General features: G+C 45.1%; 14 protein-coding genes, 1 pseudogene and 1 riboswitch. Of the genes and pseudogenes, 2 read left to right on the top strand and 13 right to left on the bottom strand.

The window, feature by feature from the left end:
- Positions 1-121 precede the first annotated feature (121 nt).
- A riboswitch (PreQ1 riboswitch) is annotated at positions 122-166 on the top strand.
- A gap of 5 nt (positions 167-171) precedes the next feature.
- Positions 172-657 (top strand): QueT transporter family protein, encoded by a 486-nt coding sequence (locus QNH36_RS05185; RefSeq protein WP_144475151.1) that lies wholly within the window; start codon positions 172-174, stop codon positions 655-657.
- Between the two features lie 151 nt (positions 658-808).
- Here the strand turns inward: QNH36_RS05185 and QNH36_RS05180 are convergent, their stop codons facing one another.
- The 10 genes from QNH36_RS05180 to QNH36_RS05135 form a co-directional block, all read right to left on the bottom strand.
- Positions 809-2,827, bottom strand: a complete 2,019-nt coding sequence (locus tag QNH36_RS05180; protein ID WP_283904892.1) for a phospholipase D-like domain-containing protein — start codon at positions 2,825-2,827, stop codon at positions 809-811.
- Positions 2,828-3,385: 558 nt separating this feature from the next.
- Positions 3,386-4,507 (bottom strand): MBL fold metallo-hydrolase, encoded by a 1,122-nt coding sequence (locus tag QNH36_RS05175; RefSeq protein WP_349654838.1) that lies wholly within the window; start codon positions 4,505-4,507, stop codon positions 3,386-3,388.
- A complete protein-coding gene (locus tag QNH36_RS05170) occupies positions 4,501-5,163 on the bottom strand; it encodes an NAD-dependent epimerase/dehydratase family protein (protein WP_251543929.1) in 663 nt (220 codons plus the stop codon). Before QNH36_RS05170 ends, QNH36_RS05175 begins: the two co-directional genes overlap by 7 nt.
- Before the next feature lie 112 nt (positions 5,164-5,275).
- Complete coding sequence (locus QNH36_RS05165; RefSeq protein WP_251543930.1) at positions 5,276-6,892, bottom strand: FMN-binding glutamate synthase family protein; 1,617 nt, start codon at positions 6,890-6,892, stop codon at positions 5,276-5,278.
- 15 nt (positions 6,893-6,907) lie between these two features.
- The gene (locus QNH36_RS05160) at positions 6,908-7,537 is read right to left on the bottom strand and encodes an NAD(P)H-binding protein (RefSeq protein ID WP_251543932.1); all 630 of its coding nucleotides are present in this window, start codon (positions 7,535-7,537) and stop codon (positions 6,908-6,910) included.
- Positions 7,538-7,639: 102 nt separating this feature from the next.
- Positions 7,640-9,688: a catalase gene (locus QNH36_RS05155; protein ID WP_481825318.1), complete on the bottom strand. Its 2,049-nt coding sequence runs from the start codon at positions 9,686-9,688 to the stop codon at positions 7,640-7,642.
- 183 nt (positions 9,689-9,871) lie between these two features.
- Positions 9,872-10,255, bottom strand: a complete 384-nt coding sequence (locus tag QNH36_RS05150; RefSeq protein ID WP_251543934.1) for a hypothetical protein — start codon at positions 10,253-10,255, stop codon at positions 9,872-9,874.
- A 459-nt stretch (positions 10,256-10,714) separates the two neighbouring features.
- Entirely contained in the window at positions 10,715-11,224 is a 510-nt protein-coding gene (locus tag QNH36_RS05145; RefSeq protein WP_144475158.1) for a ferritin, read from the bottom strand.
- A gap of 174 nt (positions 11,225-11,398) precedes the next feature.
- The gene (locus QNH36_RS05140) at positions 11,399-13,186 is read right to left on the bottom strand and encodes a YhgE/Pip domain-containing protein (protein ID WP_349654837.1); all 1,788 of its coding nucleotides are present in this window, start codon (positions 13,184-13,186) and stop codon (positions 11,399-11,401) included.
- A gap of 2 nt (positions 13,187-13,188) precedes the next feature.
- On the bottom strand, positions 13,189-15,246 hold the full coding sequence (locus QNH36_RS05135) for an efflux RND transporter permease subunit (protein WP_283904890.1): 2,058 nt from the start codon (positions 15,244-15,246) through the stop codon (positions 13,189-13,191).
- A gap of 154 nt (positions 15,247-15,400) precedes the next feature.
- Between QNH36_RS05135 and QNH36_RS05130 the strand changes: the two are divergent.
- Positions 15,401-15,955 (top strand): annotated as a pseudogene (locus QNH36_RS05130) (TetR/AcrR family transcriptional regulator).
- 32 nt (positions 15,956-15,987) lie between these two features.
- On the opposite strand, the gene rlmD reads toward QNH36_RS05130, so the two are convergent.
- The 3 genes from rlmD to pdaA form a co-directional block, all read right to left on the bottom strand.
- A complete protein-coding gene (rlmD, locus tag QNH36_RS05125; RefSeq protein ID WP_251543942.1) occupies positions 15,988-17,457 on the bottom strand; it encodes a 23S rRNA (uracil(1939)-C(5))-methyltransferase RlmD in 1,470 nt (489 codons plus the stop codon).
- A gap of 15 nt (positions 17,458-17,472) precedes the next feature.
- Entirely contained in the window at positions 17,473-18,333 is an 861-nt protein-coding gene (locus QNH36_RS05120; RefSeq protein ID WP_251543944.1) for a DNA-3-methyladenine glycosylase family protein, read from the bottom strand.
- A gap of 468 nt (positions 18,334-18,801) precedes the next feature.
- Positions 18,802-19,611 carry a delta-lactam-biosynthetic de-N-acetylase gene (pdaA, locus tag QNH36_RS05115; protein ID WP_283904889.1) on the bottom strand — a complete coding sequence of 270 codons (810 nt, stop codon included), beginning with the start codon at positions 19,609-19,611 and terminating at the stop codon, positions 18,802-18,804.
- Positions 19,612-19,663 lie beyond the last annotated feature (52 nt).

The raw sequence follows: 19,663 nt of genomic DNA, 5'->3' as shown, positions 1-19,663 counted from the left end.
AAAGATACTTTAAGCTGAGATAAACCCTATCTTAACCAGAGTCCAAGTCCCAAACTGCTATTCTAGAAAAATGCCATTGTGAGAAGGTCTTTCATCCTATATAATATAAATTTGGCTTTTAAATATCGTGGTTCGTAACCATCCCACGTAAAAAAACTAGGAGAGATGAAAATGAATACGAGAATGATTGTCCGAAACGGGATTCTTGCTGCATTGTATATTGCCGTTTCCGCAGTTATCCAGCCATTCGGCTTTACCAATGTACAGTTCCGCGTATCGGAAATGTTCAACCACCTGATTGTTTTTAACAAAAAATTTTTCTTCGGAATTGTATTAGGTGTGTTTTTAACAAACCTGCTCTTTTCCCCCATGATCGCTTATGACCTTGTTTTTGGGGTTGGCCAGTCAGTGATTTCTTTATGGATTACGATTTTCACTGCAAAATATATCAAGAATATCATCGGCCGGATGTTTGTGAATACTCTGGTGTTCACCTTCACGATGTTCCTGATTGCGCTTGAATTGAATCTAGCATTCCAGCTGCCGTTCTGGTTCACATGGCTGACAACAGCCGCAGGTGAATTCATCGTAATGGCTGTCGGCATCCCAGTGATGCTTGCGATCCATAAACGAGTGAATCTTGAGAAGTTGGTATAATTTTAAATAAACGGTTCAGCAGAAAAGTCAGGAAAAGCAAATGTCCATCACCCCTGCTCCACAGGCAGTGAAATAAAAAGAAGGCAAAACGTTTTCACTCGTTTTGCCTTCTTGTATGATGTAACTCTTCCTTGCTCATGCTGTACTCAAACTACTGCAATACTCCGCCAGCCTGGACGTAACGGGCATTGAATTCCTGAAGAAATTGGTTCGTAACTGCTGCATCGTGAATGATCAGCATGTTTTCGTCATTAACATTGTTTCCATTGTTGCTCCAGTTCGTCGATCCGACGATGACAGTAGGGTCACTGTTTGTATCGGCGTCAATCAGCATGGTTTTACTGTGAAGTTTGCGTATTTCTGCATCCGCATAGACTGGTGCGGGATTGTTCCAGCGTGTGTTAGGATTGTTCACACTGGTTTGCGAAGCAGTCCTCCCTGTCATATCCACACTCGCGGACCACCACTGGTTCCAGAAATCCGAATCGAACAAACCTTTCACATCAAATCCAGTCAAGGTTCCTTCCATATCATTATAGGAACCCTCCCACTTATTCTTCAATTCATCCGCTAACGCCTGGTCGCTCCATGCAAAAATCGAGAAGTATGTATTAAAGTCAGCTTCATTCCGAATCACATCAGCCATTTTGCCAACAGCGTTATCCCCAGCTGAAAAATAGATTTCAACCTTCTTACCATTGATATCTAAAACATGTGTGGTGTTATCTGTTTTGCGCGTGCTGAAGTTTGAAGCAACTGGATCTGGATTCAATGCATTGCTTCCCCACATCTCATTGAATTCTGTTTCATAGATGCCGGCAAGCTGTGGCCAGTTAATTTCAACAATCTGGTTTTGGTTGCCGTCAAGGATGCCCTGCTGCATGTTTTCATCAGTACCATAAAGGCCTGTCACGGTAAAATTCCAGGTTCCTGTGAATACCCAGCGATCATCCACTATTGCGAATTTGTTATGCATCTGGTTTCCTGGCCCATAGTAGCTTCCTGCCGATTTTTCCTCTGCTTCAACAAAAAGCCGACCAGTAGTATCACTGTTTCCAACTGTCACAGTTACTTGCTCAATATCTGTAACGCCGGCAGGCAATCCCTTTTCTGTTCTTTTGGCACTGTCTTCAACGGCAAACATAGGTGAGTCTGAAAAAATGACAATATCATCCTCAGTTCCAATGACCGCATCCTGCCCGCGCTTCATTTTTTCAAGATAGAGCCGCATTGTTTCAAATCGTTCTGCGTAATGCGGGTCTGCTGCATCCTTGGAATCCGCAATCACTCGCACATCCACACCCTGTGCCGCCTTCTGGATCAATGTATCAACCACTCGCGGCAGGTTGATTTCATAGGTGGCAAAGTCAATGCTCGTTGTTGCAGAATTTAATCTTTTGATTAAGATATCTTCAAAGTTTACATTATAGTTCGCTTCGTTCCCCGCAGAAGCATATTGCGGAAAAGCACATTTATTAAAATAGACATTCATCGCGCCTTCTGCCTCAGAAACATTATTCAGGCGCTGCGTCCTGTCATCACAAACGCTTGGCGTTTCAGGAGGAGTTGTATTTCCGCCGGCATCACCACCCGAACCGCTGCCATCAGTGGCCGTTGAATTCAGGGCCTTTGGAGTCCCAAGGCCATCGGCATAACTTGCATTGGCTGTCGCCCAGTTTGTCGAATCAAGTCCGGCAACAGCTGGATCAATCCGTTCCATTGTCGCTTTTGCCGTATTATCACCTGCATACCATGAGTCGACCTCATCTATAACAGCACCTGCGGCATTCATTAATTTCAGATATTCAGCTGTATTGCCAAGCGAGCCGCTGTAAATCTGATCAGCCTGGATCCCTGTTACGGATTGGTCATCTGTCTTTTCCAGCAAAAAATAGCCATATGCCGGAATCGTCCCGCTCAGCTTGATTGCCGGGGCACCATCCGTGGCATTGAGCTGCCAGCCATCGAGCACCACATCAGAACCTGAATTGTTGTAAAGCTCAATCCACTCATCGCTATAACTGTTGTTCGTGCCCATCCAGGCGATTTCATTGATGACGACATTCCCAGTCCCTGCTGCTTCCACCTTTGATACAGCGGGCAGGAATGATGGGTAAAGCGTGAAAAAAAATAAAATAATTGCAGGAAAAACAGAAATCAACTTCTTCAACTTTGACTACCTCCTCAAATATAAATCCAAGATAATCATAATGTAAAAAAGTTGTCGAAATATGATGAAAATGTAAATTTTTCAAAAAATGAGTCTTTTTAAGGAGTTTAAATTTGTGTAGAATATCACAACAGAAACGAATGACCCAGGCAGCTTCCAATCCCGTGCCATTTACCGATAAAAAAAACCATTCAGCATGGAATGGGATCAAATTATTTTTCCTTCACTGCCTTTTTGTTTCAAAAACCTTTAGAATCGGAAATAATATCCCTCTAGGTTTGGCTAATGCGACTCTTTCGGACAGTTTTACTACCATTCTCGGAAAATGTGTCCGTTAGAACCTCTCTATCGGACACTCTTACAACCTTTCTATGAAAAAGTGTCCGTTAGAACCCCTCTATCGGACAGTTTTTCAGCCATTCTCGCGAAAAGTGTCCGTTAGAGATATCTATCACAAAAGCAATACTGAAATAGTTGCGAGTCATCTAAGAGCTGCCATACATTAAGCAACAATCCCCAGCAAAAAAAGCCATGTTATCACTAACATGACTTTTAAAATCAATATGAATCTGTCAGCTTCCACCAGGCAGTCTCTGGAATCTGGTCTTCGCCTAAACAGATGGTTTCTCCGATTCTTGGCGTTGCAATAACGACCCCGGATTCTTTTGCCGCCTGAAGCGCCCTCTCAACTGGATCATGCCAGGCATGAAGCGACAGGGTGAATGCTCCCCAATGGACAGGGATGAGCAGCTTTCCTTTGACATCCTGATGTGCCTGGACCGTTTCTTCTGGAAGCATATGAATCGCTGCCCAGCGTGCGTCATACTGGCCGCATTCCATCAAGGTCAGGTCAAACGGTCCATACTTTTCGCCAATCTCTTTAAAATGCGGACCGTAGCCGCCATCACCACTGAAATATACCTTTGATTCAGGACCAATTATTACCCACGAACACCAAAGCGTTGAGTTACGGTCGGTGAGTCCGCGGCCAGAAAAATGGCGGGCCGGGGTGCACGCCAGCTTAAGACCTTCGAAGGTAAATTCACTCCACCAATCGTGTTCACTGATCTTCCCTTCAGGAATTCCCCATCTTCCCAAATGGCTCCCGACTCCGAGGGGAGTTATGAACTGTTTTACCTTCCCCTTCAACTTCATGATCGAACCATAATCAAGGTGATCATAATGGTCATGAGACAGGACAACAGCATCAATCACAGGCAACTCATCAATCGCGAAAGGGAGCTTTCCACTGTATCGCTGGTTCCTAACCGGAAAAGGTGTTGGAGCCTTCCCGAACATTGGGTCAAAAAAAATCGTTTTCCCTTCTATCTCTAACAGGAAAGCGGAGTGTCCGAACCAGGTGACTTTCACTGAGGAACCTTGATTTATTCCAGGTGTGTAGGCTGCCATCGGAATAGGAATCCTTGGCCTTCTTTCGGAATTGCCTTTTAAAAAGTCCCTCATCATGGAAAGCATCGAACCAAAACTCGTATCCCAGTGGGTTGGGGTCTGGTTGACGAATTCCCCCTTTAGATATTGCGGAGATTGTGCGAATAACTCTTTCTTCTCTTTGGATTGCTTTCCCCCAAAAGCCGGATGAATCTTCAGGACCGCATATCCAAGTACAATAATTCCTGATATAACCAATATAAGATCGATGATCATGTTAATGTTCAGCACCCTATCTCTTGTATGAGTTCAGAAGGATACACAGTCAGTCCTTTATCATTTTTCTGGGCAACACGATACATTGCAGAAGCCACTGTCCTTCCTTCAATCGCTTTATATTTCCTTAACGGACCGGTAAAAAGAAAAGGCAGTTTCGAAAAAATGGCCGCTGCCGTCCTTTCGCCAAACCTGAATTCTTCACGTTCCCCCAGCAGGAGAGACGGACGGAAGATGGCAGTTGTTTCAAATGGGATCTGTTTGATTTCCTCTTCGAGCTTCCCTTTCATCCTTGGATAAAAAATTGCAGATTCAGGGTCCGCGTTCATTGAGCTGACAAGCAAGAACTTCTTTGCTCCCTCCGAACTCGCCAGCGTGGCAATGGAAACTGGATATTCAACGTCTATTTTCCACATCGCTTCCTTCGTTTTAGCCTTTTTGATTGTTGTTCCAAGACAGCAAAACACATCGTCCGCTGTAAATAGCTGTTTTCTTTGTTCGAGCTGATTGAAATCGACGATTCTTTCATCAAGTTTTGGATGATCAATCCCAACCGGCCTTCTTACAATCGCAATGACTTTATCATACTCATTCCCATTCAATAGAAACTGCAGCAGTTCCTTCCCAATCAAACCGGTCGCACCGGCAATCAATGCTGTTTTACCCGCCAAGCAAGCAACCCCCTAATGAAAAGCTTAATACCCTTTATTATTCCACAATTTGTTTGATAAGAAAATTTTAAAAGCAAAACAGCCAGCCCGCGAATGGACTGGCTTTCTATCATTAATCGATCTTTCGTTCTTTTTGCAATTGTGCTCTTCTTGCCGCGATAATCAGGTCTTCAACCGGCGATACGCGCCCAAGTTTATCTTTATGGACAATATGTTTCCGTTCAAATTGTGTGGGACTATCCAACCCGGCAGCCGCTGCCAGATTGTACAGGCCTTCCCGCAGCGAAATGATATAGTTGGCGACACGGTACATCTTCTCATCGACAACCAGGCCATCCTGAAGCTTCTTGTCTGTGGTCGCTACCCCCGCAGGACATGTATTCGTGTGGCATACCTGGGCCATGATGCAGCCAACACTGATCATCATTCCGCGGGCGATATTCACCATATCAGCTCCCATTGCCAGAGCGATGGCGACTTTATCAGGGGTGATCAGTTTACCAGAAGCGATCAGCTTCACACGGTCTCTTATCCCATACTGACGGAGCATTTCATCCACAACCGGCAACGCCGAATGAATAGGAAGCCCCACCGTATCGGCCAGCTCTTGATAGGTTGCGCCTGTCCCGCCTTCACCGCCGTCCACCGTAATGAAATCCGGGCCTTTCCCGCTTTCTTTCATGTAAGAAATCATGTTTTCAAGTGCGTCCATGTCCCCGACGACAATCTTCATACCTACAGGCTTGCCTCCAACCGAGCGCAATTCCTCGATCCAGTCGAACATGGATGGGACATCACTGAATTCATAAAATCTGTTCGGACTGTTAATGGTCTTTCCGACTTCAACCAGACGGATTTTGGCGATCTCCTCGGTAACCTTTGCACCTTCAACATGGCCGCCGCGTGTCTTAGCCCCCTGCGCCAGCTTGATCTCAAATGCTTTTATCTGTGGCATCTCGCTTTTCTTCTTGAATTCTTCCCAGGAAAACTCCCCGTTTGGCTTGCGGACACCAAATAAATCGGGACCGATTTGCATGATGATATCCGGATTCCCTGCGAGGTGGTGGTCGGACAATCCGCCTTCACCTGTATTCATCCACGTTCCGCCTGCAATTCCGAGACCTTTTGACAACGCCTGGATCGCTTTCTCACCAAGTGCTCCATAGCTCATAGCTGACTGGCCTACCTGGCCTTTTACCCTGAATGGATAGCGGCAAGTACTTTCACCAACAACGACAGCGTCTTCATCCTGCAAGTAATAAGGGTCAACCAGCTTTTCCTCGTTGTGTTCCTTCCGTGTGAACAGCCCCTCGCCATCAATCTTGTAAACTCTTGTTTTGACTTTTTCTGCGTTATCGATCTTCATTTCTTCAGTCAACTTCGGAAAAAGCGTATTTCGAATATAAAAGCCTTCTGCATCAAAGTCTTTTAAAGAGCCGAAACCAATCAATCTTTCCTTATACTTCCCTGCCTTAACGACATCCTGGTATTCTTTGCGCGAAAAAGGCTTTCCTTCATTATCAGCATTAAATAAATACTGCCTAAGTTCAGGGCCGATGTGTTCGGTAAAATAACGCACCTTCCCGATGACAGGGAAATTCCTCAAAATCGAATGCTGTTTTTGCTTGTCGTCTTTTAAATATAAATAAATGAATAACAGAATCGGCACGAGTATGATCAAGGCGATGAAAATAAACAAGCCGATCACAAGGTAATCCGTCAAACCCATTTGGATCCTCCTTTCCTATAATGAAGATAATGCTTTTGTTATCATTGTATCCCCGTCTGCTACCTCGAATGTCTTATTAAAAGTTCTCTCCGCCTCAAGCGACTTGACGAGCACCTCAGCCAAGTCCTCGCGTGATATTTCAGCATCATTTTCCTCAAGTGTGACAGCCGCCGATATTTTTCCATCCCCAGGTTTATCTGTAACCGCTCCAGGCTGTATTACAGTATATGTCAGATTTGATTGACGCAGTAATTCATCCGGCATCTCTTTGGCCCCGATGTCACGGCTTTCATCACCTTCCGCTTCATTGGCTGTGATGGCACTCATCATTACAAAGCGCTGAACTCCCTGCTTTTCGGCCTCCTTTACCGTCTCTATGACCGACTCATGGTCCACCATTACTGTTCTGCCCGCTTTGGCTCTTGGATTGATGCCCGTTAGATAAATGGCCGCATCATAGCCCTGGAATAAGCTTGGCAGCAACTTCTCCTCATATATCACCAGTTCATTCGCTCCAAGCTTTTTCAATGTCTCGATTTGATTTTCATTGCTGATCACTGCGCATGACTGATATCCGTTTTTCATAAGCTTACTGACAACCAATTCGCCAACACTGCTATGCGCACCGAAGACAATCACCTTCATTTATGTCCCCTCCTTTGGTAAGCTTTTCCGTTTACTTTGTTGCTTCCATAAGCCGGTTTTGTAAAAAAGAGAAACAGATATGATCCGTTTCTCTTTCTTAAATTAAATCATTCGATTCCAGTGGCGGTGTTCTGCTACTGCCTTGATGAATTTCTGGGCTTCACCTGTCACTTCTTTGCTGTTTTCAAAAACGACGACACCTGAGGCTTCTTCATGGCCGATTCCTGCAGCAGCCAGGAGTTCTGCACCTTCTTTTCCTGCACCAACTGCCTTTAAGTGGCTGAACGACTCATCCACAAAATAAACGGCTTCCTTTTTCTGCTTCAGGCTGTCGACACTCTGCTGGCCGCCGGCGATATACAAAGCGTCAAAAAGAACAGAGCTTCCTGTTAAAAGTGTATGCTGGGCTTCAATCTCACTCCCGTCATCGCCCTTGATCATGCCGAGCTGTTTGCTGACAATTTCCGCTGTAATGCCGCTCTTTTTCAAAATCTCCATCACACCGGAAACTTCTGCTCCGTTAAATCCATGATCTGCAAGGATCGCAACCTTTCTGGTATTCGGGAGCTTCGCTGTATTCATTTGGCTTAATGCTGGAGAAGACATAGTCACTTCTGCTGGTTTGCTTTCTGGCTTTTTTGCCCCCAGACTTTCTGCTACCTGCTCAGCCAGTAAGGTATCGATATTGCCGAGCATCTCGACCACCTGCTGCTGTACATCCTTGCTTTTTACCTTACCTAGCTCAAAGCCGAATGCCTGGATCATATGCTCCTTTTCAACATCGGACATGCTGTTCCAGAAAAGGATTGCCTGTGAATAGTGGTCCTTGAAGCTGTCGCTGCGTGCCTGGACTTTTCGGCCATCCACTTTTTCCTGATAATGTTGATATCCACCCTCGCTCGCGGATGAAGTTTTTGGATGATTGCTTTGGAGCGAGTTTTTATGGTAGGCTACCTGGCCGCGGTCAATTGTCATCCTGTGCATTCCATCGCGCTGATTGTTATGGAACGGGCATACGGGCCTGTTTATCGGGATTTCATGGAAGTTCGGACCGCCGAGACGGGAAAGCTGCGTGTCGGTATAGGAGAACAAACGCCCTTGAAGAAGCGGGTCATTTGAAAAATCGATTCCTGGCACGACATGTCCCGGATGGAATGCGACCTGTTCTGTTTCCGCAAAGTAATTGGTCACATTCTGATTCAGCGTCATTTTTCCGATGATCTTGACTGGCACCAGTTCCTCTGGCCAGATTTTAGTCGGGTCCAGAACATCGAAATCAAATTTGAATTCGTCTTCCTCATCAATCATCTGGACGCCAAGCTCGTATTCTGGATAATTCCCCATCTCGATCGCATCAAAAAGATCACGGCGATGGAAATCAGGGTCTTTGCCGGCAAGCTTCTGCGCTTCATCCCAAACCAGTGAATGGACTCCCAACACCGGTTTCCAGTGGAATTTTATAAAACGGGCCTTCCCCTGTTCATTGATAAACCTGAATGTATGGACACCAAAGCCCTCCATCATCCGGAAGCTGCGCGGAATTGCACGGTCTGAAATATGCCACATGATCATGTGTGCGGACTCCGTATTATTCGCGATAAAATCCCAGAACGTGTCGTGCGCTGACTGCGCCTGCGGGATTTCATTATGCGGTTCCGGCTTGACTGCGTGAATCAAATCAGGGAACTTGATTGCATCCTGGATGAAAAATACAGGGATATTGTTGCCGACAAGGTCGTAATTCCCCTCTTCTGTATAAAATTTAGTCGAAAAACCGCGGACATCACGGACAGTATCACCTGACCCGCGTGAACCGGCAACCGTCGAGAAGCGCACAAAGACCGGAGTCTTTTTTGACGGATCCTGCAGGAACCCTGCTTTCGTATATTCAGCCATTGGCTCGTACACCTGGAAGTACCCATGAGCCGCAAATCCCCTTGCATGGACAATACGCTCAGGAATGCGCTCATGGTCAAAATGAGTCATTTTCTCACGGAAATGGAAATCCTCCATCAAAGTCGGACCACGCTCGCCCGCCTTCAGGGAATGTTCATCTTCAGAAACACGCAGTCCCTGGTTCGTTGTCAATGCTTCTCCGTCATGACCGGATCTGAACTGTTCCAGCTGCTGATCTTTTGAATTCTTGTTCATAGATTGATGGTTCTCATTTCTCTTCACTGATTCATTCCTCCATTTACGATGTGTGAGCATATTATGTAATCGTTCACAAGATGAATTAGAGACCGTTTCATGGTCCTTTCTGTCCATGCCCCTCTATGGACGTATACCACAAGGAAATGCCCGCTAAACGATTTGTTAGCGGGCTGCGTTTTTTTATAGATTATTCTCCAAGTATTCTTTTGCATCCTCAGGAGAGGCGAAGGGTTTGATAAAAGTGATTTCCTTGCTGTCATTTGCAACCGCCAGGAATCCGTCAGCCACCTGGATGATATCCGCTGATACATTCTTTTGCCCATCAATCTTTACAGTATCGGAAATGGTCGCCTGGCCCTTATCAACCCATGTCTGAACCTCAACAGCATAAGCATCATAATCCATTCCTTCATAAAACCTCTCTTGCAGATAATCCGTGGTCACCGGATCCTCCTCAGTCTTAACCTCCGTTTCCGGCGGCCCCTCCTGCCCATTCTCACTGTCACCAGCACTGCATCCAGCAAGGATCCCAGCAGCTGTTAAAGATATAAGTAGTTTTTTCATAAGGTCCTCCTTGTCGTAAGTTTCTGTTATATAACTCATACCCCAATAAACAAGCGGAATAGTTTTTTTGAAAATTTGGATATAATTGGCAGATGGACTCCGTTTGACGAGGGAGCATGATTCAATCAGTATCAACGGTTATCACAGTCGCTGAACTTGGAACAAATCTGTGCCAACCGGGAATAAAACTTCATAATCGGAATTATAAACAGCTGTCGAAGATAAAGCACAGCTAACCGGATAAAGTTCAACTAACTGGAGATAAATTTCTATCAACTGGAGATAAAACTATGCCAACTGGAGATAAAGCTCAACCAACTGGAGATAAAGCTCAACCAACTGTAGATAAAGCTCAACCAACTGTAGATAAAGCTCAACCAACTGGGGGATTTTAAAGGGCAATTAGTCTTTTCTATATAAAAAAACAGGATTCCGGCTGGGAATCCTGTTTTTTCGTATTTATTTTGACTCTGGTGCTGTGAATGAACGCTGTGCGAGTTCATTTTCAAGCATGAAGAAGGCGTTGCTGTCCTGGTCAATCCGGCGCAGCTTCTGGATGAGGCTGTCGAAGAGTGCCTCTTCTTCGACTTGTTCCTCGATGAACCATTTCAGGAATGTCATCGTTGCGTGCTCACGTTCGTCGAGGGCGATATCTGCCAGATTATAGATGCGGCGGGTTACTTCCTTCTCATGTGCAAGTCCTTTTTCGAACACATCAAGGACAGATTCGAAATCGTTCGATGGAGCATTAAAACCATCGAATGTCACACGTTCACCCATATCATTGATGAAATTGTAAAACTTCATTGCATGGAAGCGTTCTTCCTCTGCTTGTACCATAAAGAAGTTCGCAAAACCATCCAAATTCTCCGCTGAGCAATATGCTGCCATTGCCATGTATGCATGCGCAGAATAAAATTCATAATTCATTTGTTCAACCAATCCATTTACTAGCTTGTCACTGATCATACTAATTCCTCCTCAGTCCATGCAGCTCTGTCTTTTTACGCTAACATAGTTATTTTGCCTTCACAATTGAATTTTACCCTTTTGCGCTGCTTAAAACCATGTTTATCCAACGGGCGGCAAAGAAAAAAGACAGTACGGAAGCAAAAGCTATGCCGCCAGACTGTCTTTCATACATTAAAACAATTCCATCAAAAGCTCCCAGAAGCCTTTCTTTTTCTCAGGCTTTGCTTTTTTCTCTGCTTGCTCTTCTTTTTCGATTGCATTTGTTTTGATGACGAATTGAACGGAGGCCACTTTTTCATTTTTAGCAGAAACAAAGGAAACTGGTTCAAAATCGGATTTGTCGTATTCCTTGATCATCTCTTTGATTTTCTGCTGCATTTGCTCGGGCAGGTTCTTCGTTTCCTCATTCAACTTGCTTGTTCCATCATGCAGTTCGCCGACTCCATTATTCAGTTCACCTGTGCCGGCAGCCAGACCTTCAATTCCTGAATGCAGTTCTTTATAGGAGGTGGCAAGCTTGCTTAATCCCCCAGTATAGCCCACTAATCCTGAATGGAACTGACCGTATTTCGCGGACAATTCGTTGAGCCCTTTTTGCAGCTGTTCCAGGCCGCTCATATCCGTGTCCTTTAAGGAGGCAGAAAGTTCTCCAGCTATCCCATTGAGAGCCGCGCTCATTTCTGACACCGATCCGCTGACCTGCTTCAATGTTGGGTCCACGGCTGCAAAAGCTTTCTGCACCTGTGAATACGTTCCTTTGACTCTCTGGGCAGCTGCATAGGATTCAACCAATTTCTTGACGACATTGGCGTCCGCGCCACTGCTGTATAATGCAGCTATTTCTTCCTCAGAAACCTGTTGTGCCGGAATTCCCTTAATCGCTCCATCCAGGGCACCATAAGCTGCTGCGTAATTTTCCCGCAAAACTGTCAAACCATCGGCTGCCTGGTTCATCCCATCTGCCAATTTAGTCAGTCCTGCTGGCAATTCGCTCAGGCTCCTCATGTCCATTTGAGCAGAATCTCCTGATAGGGATGTACTGATTTTTTTCAGAGCATCGCCAATCGAATTCGATGCACCTACTATTTGTGAGGATGAGCTGTTCAACTCGCTGATGCCATTTTTATATTTTGCCGAACCATCACGGAGACTCGCTGCTCCGTCATTCAATTCCGAAACACCTTGGTTCAATTCGGCAACGCCTTGGTTCAATTCGCTGATTGCATCGGACAATGTGGACATGTCTTCAGTCATGTTCTCCATCTCGGAAGTATCAATCGGCAAGGTTGATGGAACTGCGGCGATACTGATGCCGGTGAATTCAAAATCATCGACTTCTGCCTTGAGGCTGAGATTTTCCTCCTGGCCGGGCATTACCGTAAAAGTGATTTGCTTGTTTTTCCCAGCGTTTGCAACCATCCCGCCATTTGCTTCCAAATTTTGATAACTATTTGAAAGCTGCAGGGAAATTTGCAATAAGTAATTCTCAAAGTAGAGAGAATTTGCTTTTTCATTGGCTGAAGTATGGATCCTGATTTCCAGCTGTCCGTTTTTACCGGCCAGCTCAGATGGGTCAATCTTACGACCATCAAGTAAATAAGAAACATCTATTGACCAGGGCAATTCCGTATTATCAGCCATGTTTCCCTGATAATAAAACTTTCCTTCGGGAGCATCGAATTGGACGGCCTGCCCATCCCGATCCAGTTTAGATAGATTGGTCAGGTTCTTGACGCTGCTATATTCACCATAATCGACAATCTTGCCGGCTTCCGCAACATCCAGCGTATTGACGACATAAATATCATCAAGTTTTCCATTAGCTGTTAACGTGGCATAAACTACCTCATCCTTCGAGGTAATTTTACCTTCCGCTTCTGCCGCAGCTGCAGGATCAAGAAATGAAGGCAAGATCAGCATCAGTGCGAGAGCAGCAGGTAGTAACTTTTTTGTCCTCATCATCATTTCTCCTCATAAAAATTTGCTTTGTAGGTCGTCTTTTTAATGAATCTATCGAATACCAGCAGCATCGCTGGAAGGAGGAACAAGACCATCACGAATGCCAGCAATGCCCCCCTGCCCAACAGCAAGCCGATGGAGCCGACAATTGGGTTTGAAGATGTCATCCATAGAATGAAACCGACGCTCGATAAAATCGCCGCAGAAATCGAAATCGAAAATGTCTTTTCATCTAGGGTTTTTATGATTGCCTTCCTGGCCGACATATCCCGGCGGTTATGCTGGTAAGCTTCCGTCAAAAGGATCGCATAGTCCACGGTTGCCGCCAGCTGGACTGTACTGATGATCAGATATCCGACAAAAACCAGCGAAGAGCTGGTGAAATACGGAATCGACAGATTAATCCAGACCGAGGACTGGATCGTGATCAACAGCACGAGTGGTATCGAAATAGACTTAAAGGTCGCCAGCAGAACAATCGCAATCGTTACGACCGTCAACACATTCACGACGAAATTATCCTTGTTGACAACATTCTTGATATCATACAATGTCACGCTTTCCCCCAAACTCAGGGCTTTGTCACCATAATACTTTTCAGCGGCCTTTTCCACCTTCTGGACGATTGAAAAAGGGACATCTCCTTCTGTTCCCTGATTTGTATTGATGATCATCCGGCTGTAATTTTTCGAGTAAAACTCCCTGGTGATCGATTCATCCAAATATTCAGGAGGGATGACCGAACCTACCATATTGACATAGGCAATCACACTTGTGACATAATCAAGGTTCTCCAGTTCCTTGACCAGTTCCGATTCCTTCGCGCGATCCCCTTTTGGAACCAGAAGGACAATCGGCGTGGTTTCGCCAAAGGCTTCCTTAATCTCGGTAAAATCACTGCCCGCTCGTGTCGTTTCCGGCTGCACGCCAAGCCCGTAGGTGAAGGCCGTTTTGCTCTGGGCCAGGAAGCTTGGAACAATGATCGCCAACACCAGCAGCAAGCTTGGGATTTTCAATTTCATGACAAACTTCCCAATACCGGTAAAGCTCGGGACAAAGCTTCTATGCTCTGTTTTATCCATCCATTTATAAAACAGCAGGGTAAGCGCTGGCAAAAACAACATGACACTGATGAAGCTCAGGATGATTCCTTTTACTAGATTGATCCCAAGATCCGAGCCGATTTCGAACTTCATGAAAGTCAGGGCAATGAATCCAAAAAAGGTTGTCGCTGCACTGGCAGTAATTGCCGGGAATGACTTTTTCATCGCCAGCTGCATTGCTTCCTCCGGATTACTCGTTGTCTTCCGGTAATCAGAGAAGCTGTGAAGCAAAAAGACAGCATAATCGAGAGAAACTGCCAGCTGCAGGATTGGTGCGACCGACTGGGTGACGAAGGAAACCTCTCCGATAAAGATGTTCGTTCCCAGGTTGATCAGCACCGATACCCCGATGGCTGTCAGGAAAAATAACGGCTCAATCCATGAGTTCGTCGAAATAACGAGAATGAAGATAATGATCGGGACAAGCAGCATCCCTGCATACATCGATTCCTTCCCGGCCATTTTTTGGGATGAAGCCGTATTGATAGCCTCGCCGGCAATTGCACCTTTTTCACCGATCAACTCATAAATTTCATCAGTAATCCTGACTTCATCACCGGAACGGACACTGATTGAGAAGAGCGCATTTCCATCTTTATAATAATTCTCTACCGTTTCTTCATCTGCCATTTCAATTGGGGTTTTCAAATCGACCACATCATCGAGCCAAATCACTTCCCCCACACCATCGATGGCAGACATTTTTTCCTTGTAGGCTATGGCCTCCTGCAAGGTTATATCCTTGATCATGACCCTTGTATCAGGGACATCGGCGGTAAATTCCTGCTCCATGATCTCCATCGCCTTTGTTGACTGGGCATCTTCAGGCAGATAATCTACCATATTATAATTGACCGACACAAAAAATTGCGCCACTGTTGATAACAGCGCAAATAAAGCAAATGCGATAACAACAGCTTTTTTATGCTTAATGATTTTTTCTGCAATGCTGTTCATTTTTAACCTCACTTGAGTCTTTTACATTTTCACTTTATCATTATATAAACACGGTGTTGGCTATTCAACAAACAGTTGCGTACATAACGTACATTACACAACAAATTATCATCATCTGTTGGAAATCAGAGAAAAAGGACGTTGATTTTTAAAAATGGACAGAAGAAAAAAATACACGAGGATGGTTTTAAAGGAAAGCCTTATGGCATTACTCAAAGAAAAGCCCATTTCGAGCCTTACGATAAAGGAAATCTGTGAGCTCGCTGATCTCAATCGTTCCACTTTTTATGCCCATTTTTCAAGTCAATATGATCTACTGAACGCAATAGAAGAGGAATTCATTGAAGATATGGTATCAACACTGAACCAATATAATTTTTCCAAAGAAGAAGAGGCTTTAAAAATGACCGAGAAGATTCTAGAGTATATTGCCAGGAATAGTGATGTATGCCAAATGCTTCTTGGTGAAAACAGCGATATACACTTCCAGAAAAAAGGGATGAAAATCACCCAGGAATACATCTTCAAAAATTGGATTTTCGACAGCCAGTTCGACCGGTAAACATTTGAATATATCAATATCTTTGTTGTCAGCGGCAGTATTTATGTGATAAAAAATTGGGTGGAAAATGGCATGGACAAGACACCAAGGGAAATGGCCGAAATCATTAACAACTTCATCAATCATGGATTGTCAAATATACGATAAAGCGCCAGCCCCAAACCGGGCCGGCGCTTTTATCATTTTAAAACCAGTCTCGTGACACTCTCAATCTGTGAGGTGTGCGGGAACATGTCCACTGGCTGGATATATTCTACTCTGTACTTGTCTCCTAGTGTCTGGATATCCTTTGCGAGCGTAGAAGGATTGCAGGAAACGTAAACAAAGGTTTTCGGCTTGATTTTCAGGACGGTTTTCAGGAATTCCTCGTCACAGCCTGTGCGCGGCGGATCGACGGCAATCACATCCGGGCGCCAGTCTTCCTCCAGCCATTTTGGAAGCAGTTCTTCTGCTTTTCCAACATAGAATTTGGCATGGCTGACATCGTGCTTCAGCGCATTTTTCCTGGCATCTTCAATCGATTCCGGAATGACATCCATCCCGCGAACCTCGCCTGCCTGATTTGCCATCCATAATCCGATTGTGCCGACACCGCAATACGCATCGACGAGTTTTTCCTTCCCTGTTAACATGGCAGCAGCTTTGGCTTCATTGTAAAGCTTTACCGTCTGCTCAGGATTCAACTGGAAGAAGGTCCTTGCTGAAAGTTCGAATTGCAGGTCACCAAGTGTTTCCTGGATAAAATCTTTCCCTTCCAAAGTGGCGGTTTCATCGCCGAATATGACAGAAGTCTTTTCGCCATTGATGTTCTGGACAATCGAGTTTACCTCTGGAAGACGCTTCTTGATTTCTGTGATGATCAAGTCTTTTTTCGGAAGTTCTTTTTTTGCCGTGATCAGGACAATTTGCAGTTCGCCAGTCTGGACGCCTGTCCTGGCAACGATTGTCCTTACGAGACCTTTATGTTTTTTCTCATTATAGATTGGTATTTTCAGATCCTGAAGAATGCCTTTTACAATCTCGGTAGCCTTTGTCGTAGCGGGATGCTGGACCGCACACTGCTCGATATTGATCAAATTATGAGAGTTGAGACCGTACAGGCCGGCAAGCACCCTTCCATCCTTTTCGCCAACCTGGAACTGGCTCTTGTTCCGGTAACCCCACGGATTTTCCATGCCGATTGTTTGACGAATATCAAGGTGTTCGATTTTCAGCTTTGTATGGCGCTCCAAAGCCTGGATGACAATATCACGTTTTTCATTCAGCTGCTGATCATAGCGCAAATGCTGCAGCTGGCAGCCGCCGCACTGCTCGTATACCGGACAGAGCGGTTTGATCCGATGCTCGGAGTGTTTACGGATCTTCTTTATTTTAGCCTCAGCAAACTTTGGGTGGACCTTTGTGGCTTCTGCGACGATTTCCTCACCTGGGAGCGCACCGGGCACGAACACGACCTGGCGCTTAAAATAACCGACACCCTCGCCATTGATTCCCAGACGCTTGATGGTCAGCGGGAAGGTCTGCTTCAGCTGCAGCTTTGGTGATTGCTGGTCATTGTTCGATTGCCCTTTTGAAAATTTCCTGACATGTTGACCATTATTCTTTGGTGATGATTTCTTAAATTGATTCCCTTGCTGCTCTTTTTTCATAAAACTTCACTCCAATTATTCAATGCTTCTCCATAAATAGAGCGAAGCATAGCTTAAATAAGGATTCCACGGCTCCTTGTATTTTTCCATCTGGGCAAGGTCTGGCTTGTCATCCAGCTCGAAGTATTTCTTCAAAGCATTCTGGATGCCGATGTCCCCCATCGGGAATAAATTCGGCCTGCCAAGCGCGAACATCAGGAAGTTTTCCACCGTCCAAGGACCGACACCGCGAATCTTGATTAACTCCTTAGACACTTCGGCATCAGGCATGCTTTTCATTTTTTCAAAATCAAGCTGGCCAGAAGCTGTCAACTCACCGATTCCGATCACATACTCCGCCTTGCGTCCGCTGAATTGAAACTCACGAAGCTGTTCAACCCTCAGCCGGGCGACTTTGTCAGGAGAGGGATAGAACCAGACTCCATCGACCTCTTCACCGAAAGCTTTCACGAACCGTTCTGTCAGAGTAAAGGCAAACTTCAGATTCACCTGCTGGTGGATAATGCTCTTGATCAAGCTGGAAAACGGATCAAATTCCAGCACAAGCGGGGTTCCAAAATGATCATTGAAAAGATCTTTTAACTCTGTCGTCTGAAAATGCTCATGGACCCGAAGCAATTCCACATCCCACTGAAAAATTTCCGTCAGACGATTTAGCGTTTTTTCTTTTTCATCACTGGCGCGGACAATGAATTCAGGCTTTTCCAGCGTGCCCGTCGCAATGACATCCGCAATGATTTTTTTATCATCAAAAGCAAGCGGCACCCTGACGAGCCGCTGCTCGATATCAACGGCGTTCAATGGATCAAGTGCAAGCCTGCTTAAGGCCAGGTCAAAATTATAAGGCCCGGTAATGGCCAGCTTTTCTTCCCACATATACAAACCGCCCTCATGTATTTTCCCCGTATTATAGCATTTCCGTTCTGTTTTTACGAAAATAGTGCTGATCATCTGGGCGGTATTTGATTTTTATTGGTAGGAATCGCTATTTTTATTGCCTTGTGTTCAAATGGCGGAATTGTTTTTTTGAAATTAATCGATTGTCGGCTTTCTGGCTGAATTTTGCGGGGGAATTGCCAACTTATTGTTGAAATCCCCCTTTTATTAAGATGATTCCTGTCTTTCCGGCTGGGTCTAACATCTTTTAGCTGGCCCATTTCTGCTTTATTGGCGGAGTTCACAACTTTATTGGCGATAATCACTGTTTATTGGCAATTTTTTAATTTTATTGGCGAAAATCACAGGTTTATTGGCGAAAATAAATTTTTATTGGCGAACTGGTAAAAATGCGCCTTTTTTCCAATCGAAAATCCCGGCAACTGTAAAATTGCCGGGATCAAACAATCAGTACAGCATCGGATCCTTCATGCCGCCTTTTCTGAGCATCAGCTCATCAAGATTTTTAAAGTGATAACCCTGTTCTTTCAAATCCCTGATTACCTTCCCAAGTGCATCCGCATTGTCTTTCGAAACTGTGTGCAGAAGCAGGACGGCACCTGGGTGGACCTGGGTCATGATTTTATCATAGGCATATTGCGCGCCTTTTTGCTGGTCGGTATTCCAGTCAACAAAAGCGAGCGACCAGAACACATGAGTATAGCCGGCTTCTTTCGCGACCGCCATTGTCCTTTCGCTGAAAATCCCCCTTGGAGGACGCAGGTAGTTCATATGCTTCCTGCCTGTGATCCTTTCGGTTTCAGCACGGACCATCTCAAGTTCCTTCTTGATTTTTTCATCGCTGATTTGAGTCATGTCAGGATGATGCCAGGAGTGATTGCCGATAATATGGCCTTCATTTGCCATCCGGGCAACAAGCTCGGGAGCACTTTCAAGATAATGGCCCGTAATGAAAAAAGCTGCAGGGACCTGTTCCTCTTTTAATACATCAAGAATTTTTGCAGTATAACCATTTTCATATCCATTATCAAAGGTCAGGTACAAATCCTTGCTGTTTTTGTCCCCTTTATAAACAGCTCCATGGTCTTCAAGAATGACCTCGAACATCCTGCCGGCATCAGCCTGCCTCCCATTCCGGCCTTTTTTGAATCCCCAGTGCAGTGGTGAGTTCGAATTTTCTTCCGCGCCTGTAACAGCCGGCAAAGCAATCAACAGCAGCATCGCGGAAGCAAGCAGTATCTTAACAAACGTTTTCATGATGTTCCTCCATTGATGTTTTTCCTTATTGTTTGCCAGCAGGGAAAAAAAA

Origin of the sequence: Mesobacillus sp. AQ2, from assembly GCF_030122805.1 — a bacterium.
Taxonomy (GTDB): domain Bacteria; phylum Bacillota; class Bacilli; order Bacillales; family Cytobacillaceae; genus Mesobacillus; species Mesobacillus oceanisediminis_A.
The sequence above is the reverse complement of the archived record's forward strand: the minus strand, read 5'-3'. Positions and strand labels throughout refer to the sequence as shown.

Bases quoted from the DNA above. Each gene is read 5' to 3' on its own strand.
- QNH36_RS05160 (WP_251543932.1), bottom strand. From the start codon at position 7,537: ATGAAGGTGATTGTCTTCGGTGCGCATAGCAGTGTTGGCGAATTGGTT.
- QNH36_RS05145 (WP_144475158.1), bottom strand. From the start codon at position 11,224: ATGATCAGTGACAAGCTAGTAAATGGATTGGTTGAACAAATGAATTAT.
- QNH36_RS05135 (WP_283904890.1), bottom strand. From the start codon at position 15,246: ATGAACAGCATTGCAGAAAAAATCATTAAGCATAAAAAAGCTGTTGTT.
- pdaA (WP_283904889.1), bottom strand. From the start codon at position 19,611: ATGAAAACGTTTGTTAAGATACTGCTTGCTTCCGCGATGCTGCTGTTG.
- QNH36_RS05140 (WP_349654837.1), bottom strand. From the start codon at position 13,186: ATGAGGACAAAAAAGTTACTACCTGCTGCTCTCGCACTGATGCTGATC.
- QNH36_RS05165 (WP_251543930.1), bottom strand. From the start codon at position 6,892: ATGGGTTTGACGGATTACCTTGTGATCGGCTTGTTTATTTTCATCGCC.
- QNH36_RS05185 (WP_144475151.1), top strand. From the start codon at position 172: ATGAATACGAGAATGATTGTCCGAAACGGGATTCTTGCTGCATTGTAT.
- rlmD (WP_251543942.1), bottom strand. From the start codon at position 17,457: ATGAAAAAAGAGCAGCAAGGGAATCAATTTAAGAAATCATCACCAAAG.
- QNH36_RS05155 (WP_481825318.1), bottom strand. From the start codon at position 9,688: ATGAACAAGAATTCAAAAGATCAGCAGCTGGAACAGTTCAGATCCGGT.
- QNH36_RS05120 (WP_251543944.1), bottom strand. From the start codon at position 18,333: ATGTGGGAAGAAAAGCTGGCCATTACCGGGCCTTATAATTTTGACCTG.
- QNH36_RS05150 (WP_251543934.1), bottom strand. From the start codon at position 10,255: ATGAAAAAACTACTTATATCTTTAACAGCTGCTGGGATCCTTGCTGGA.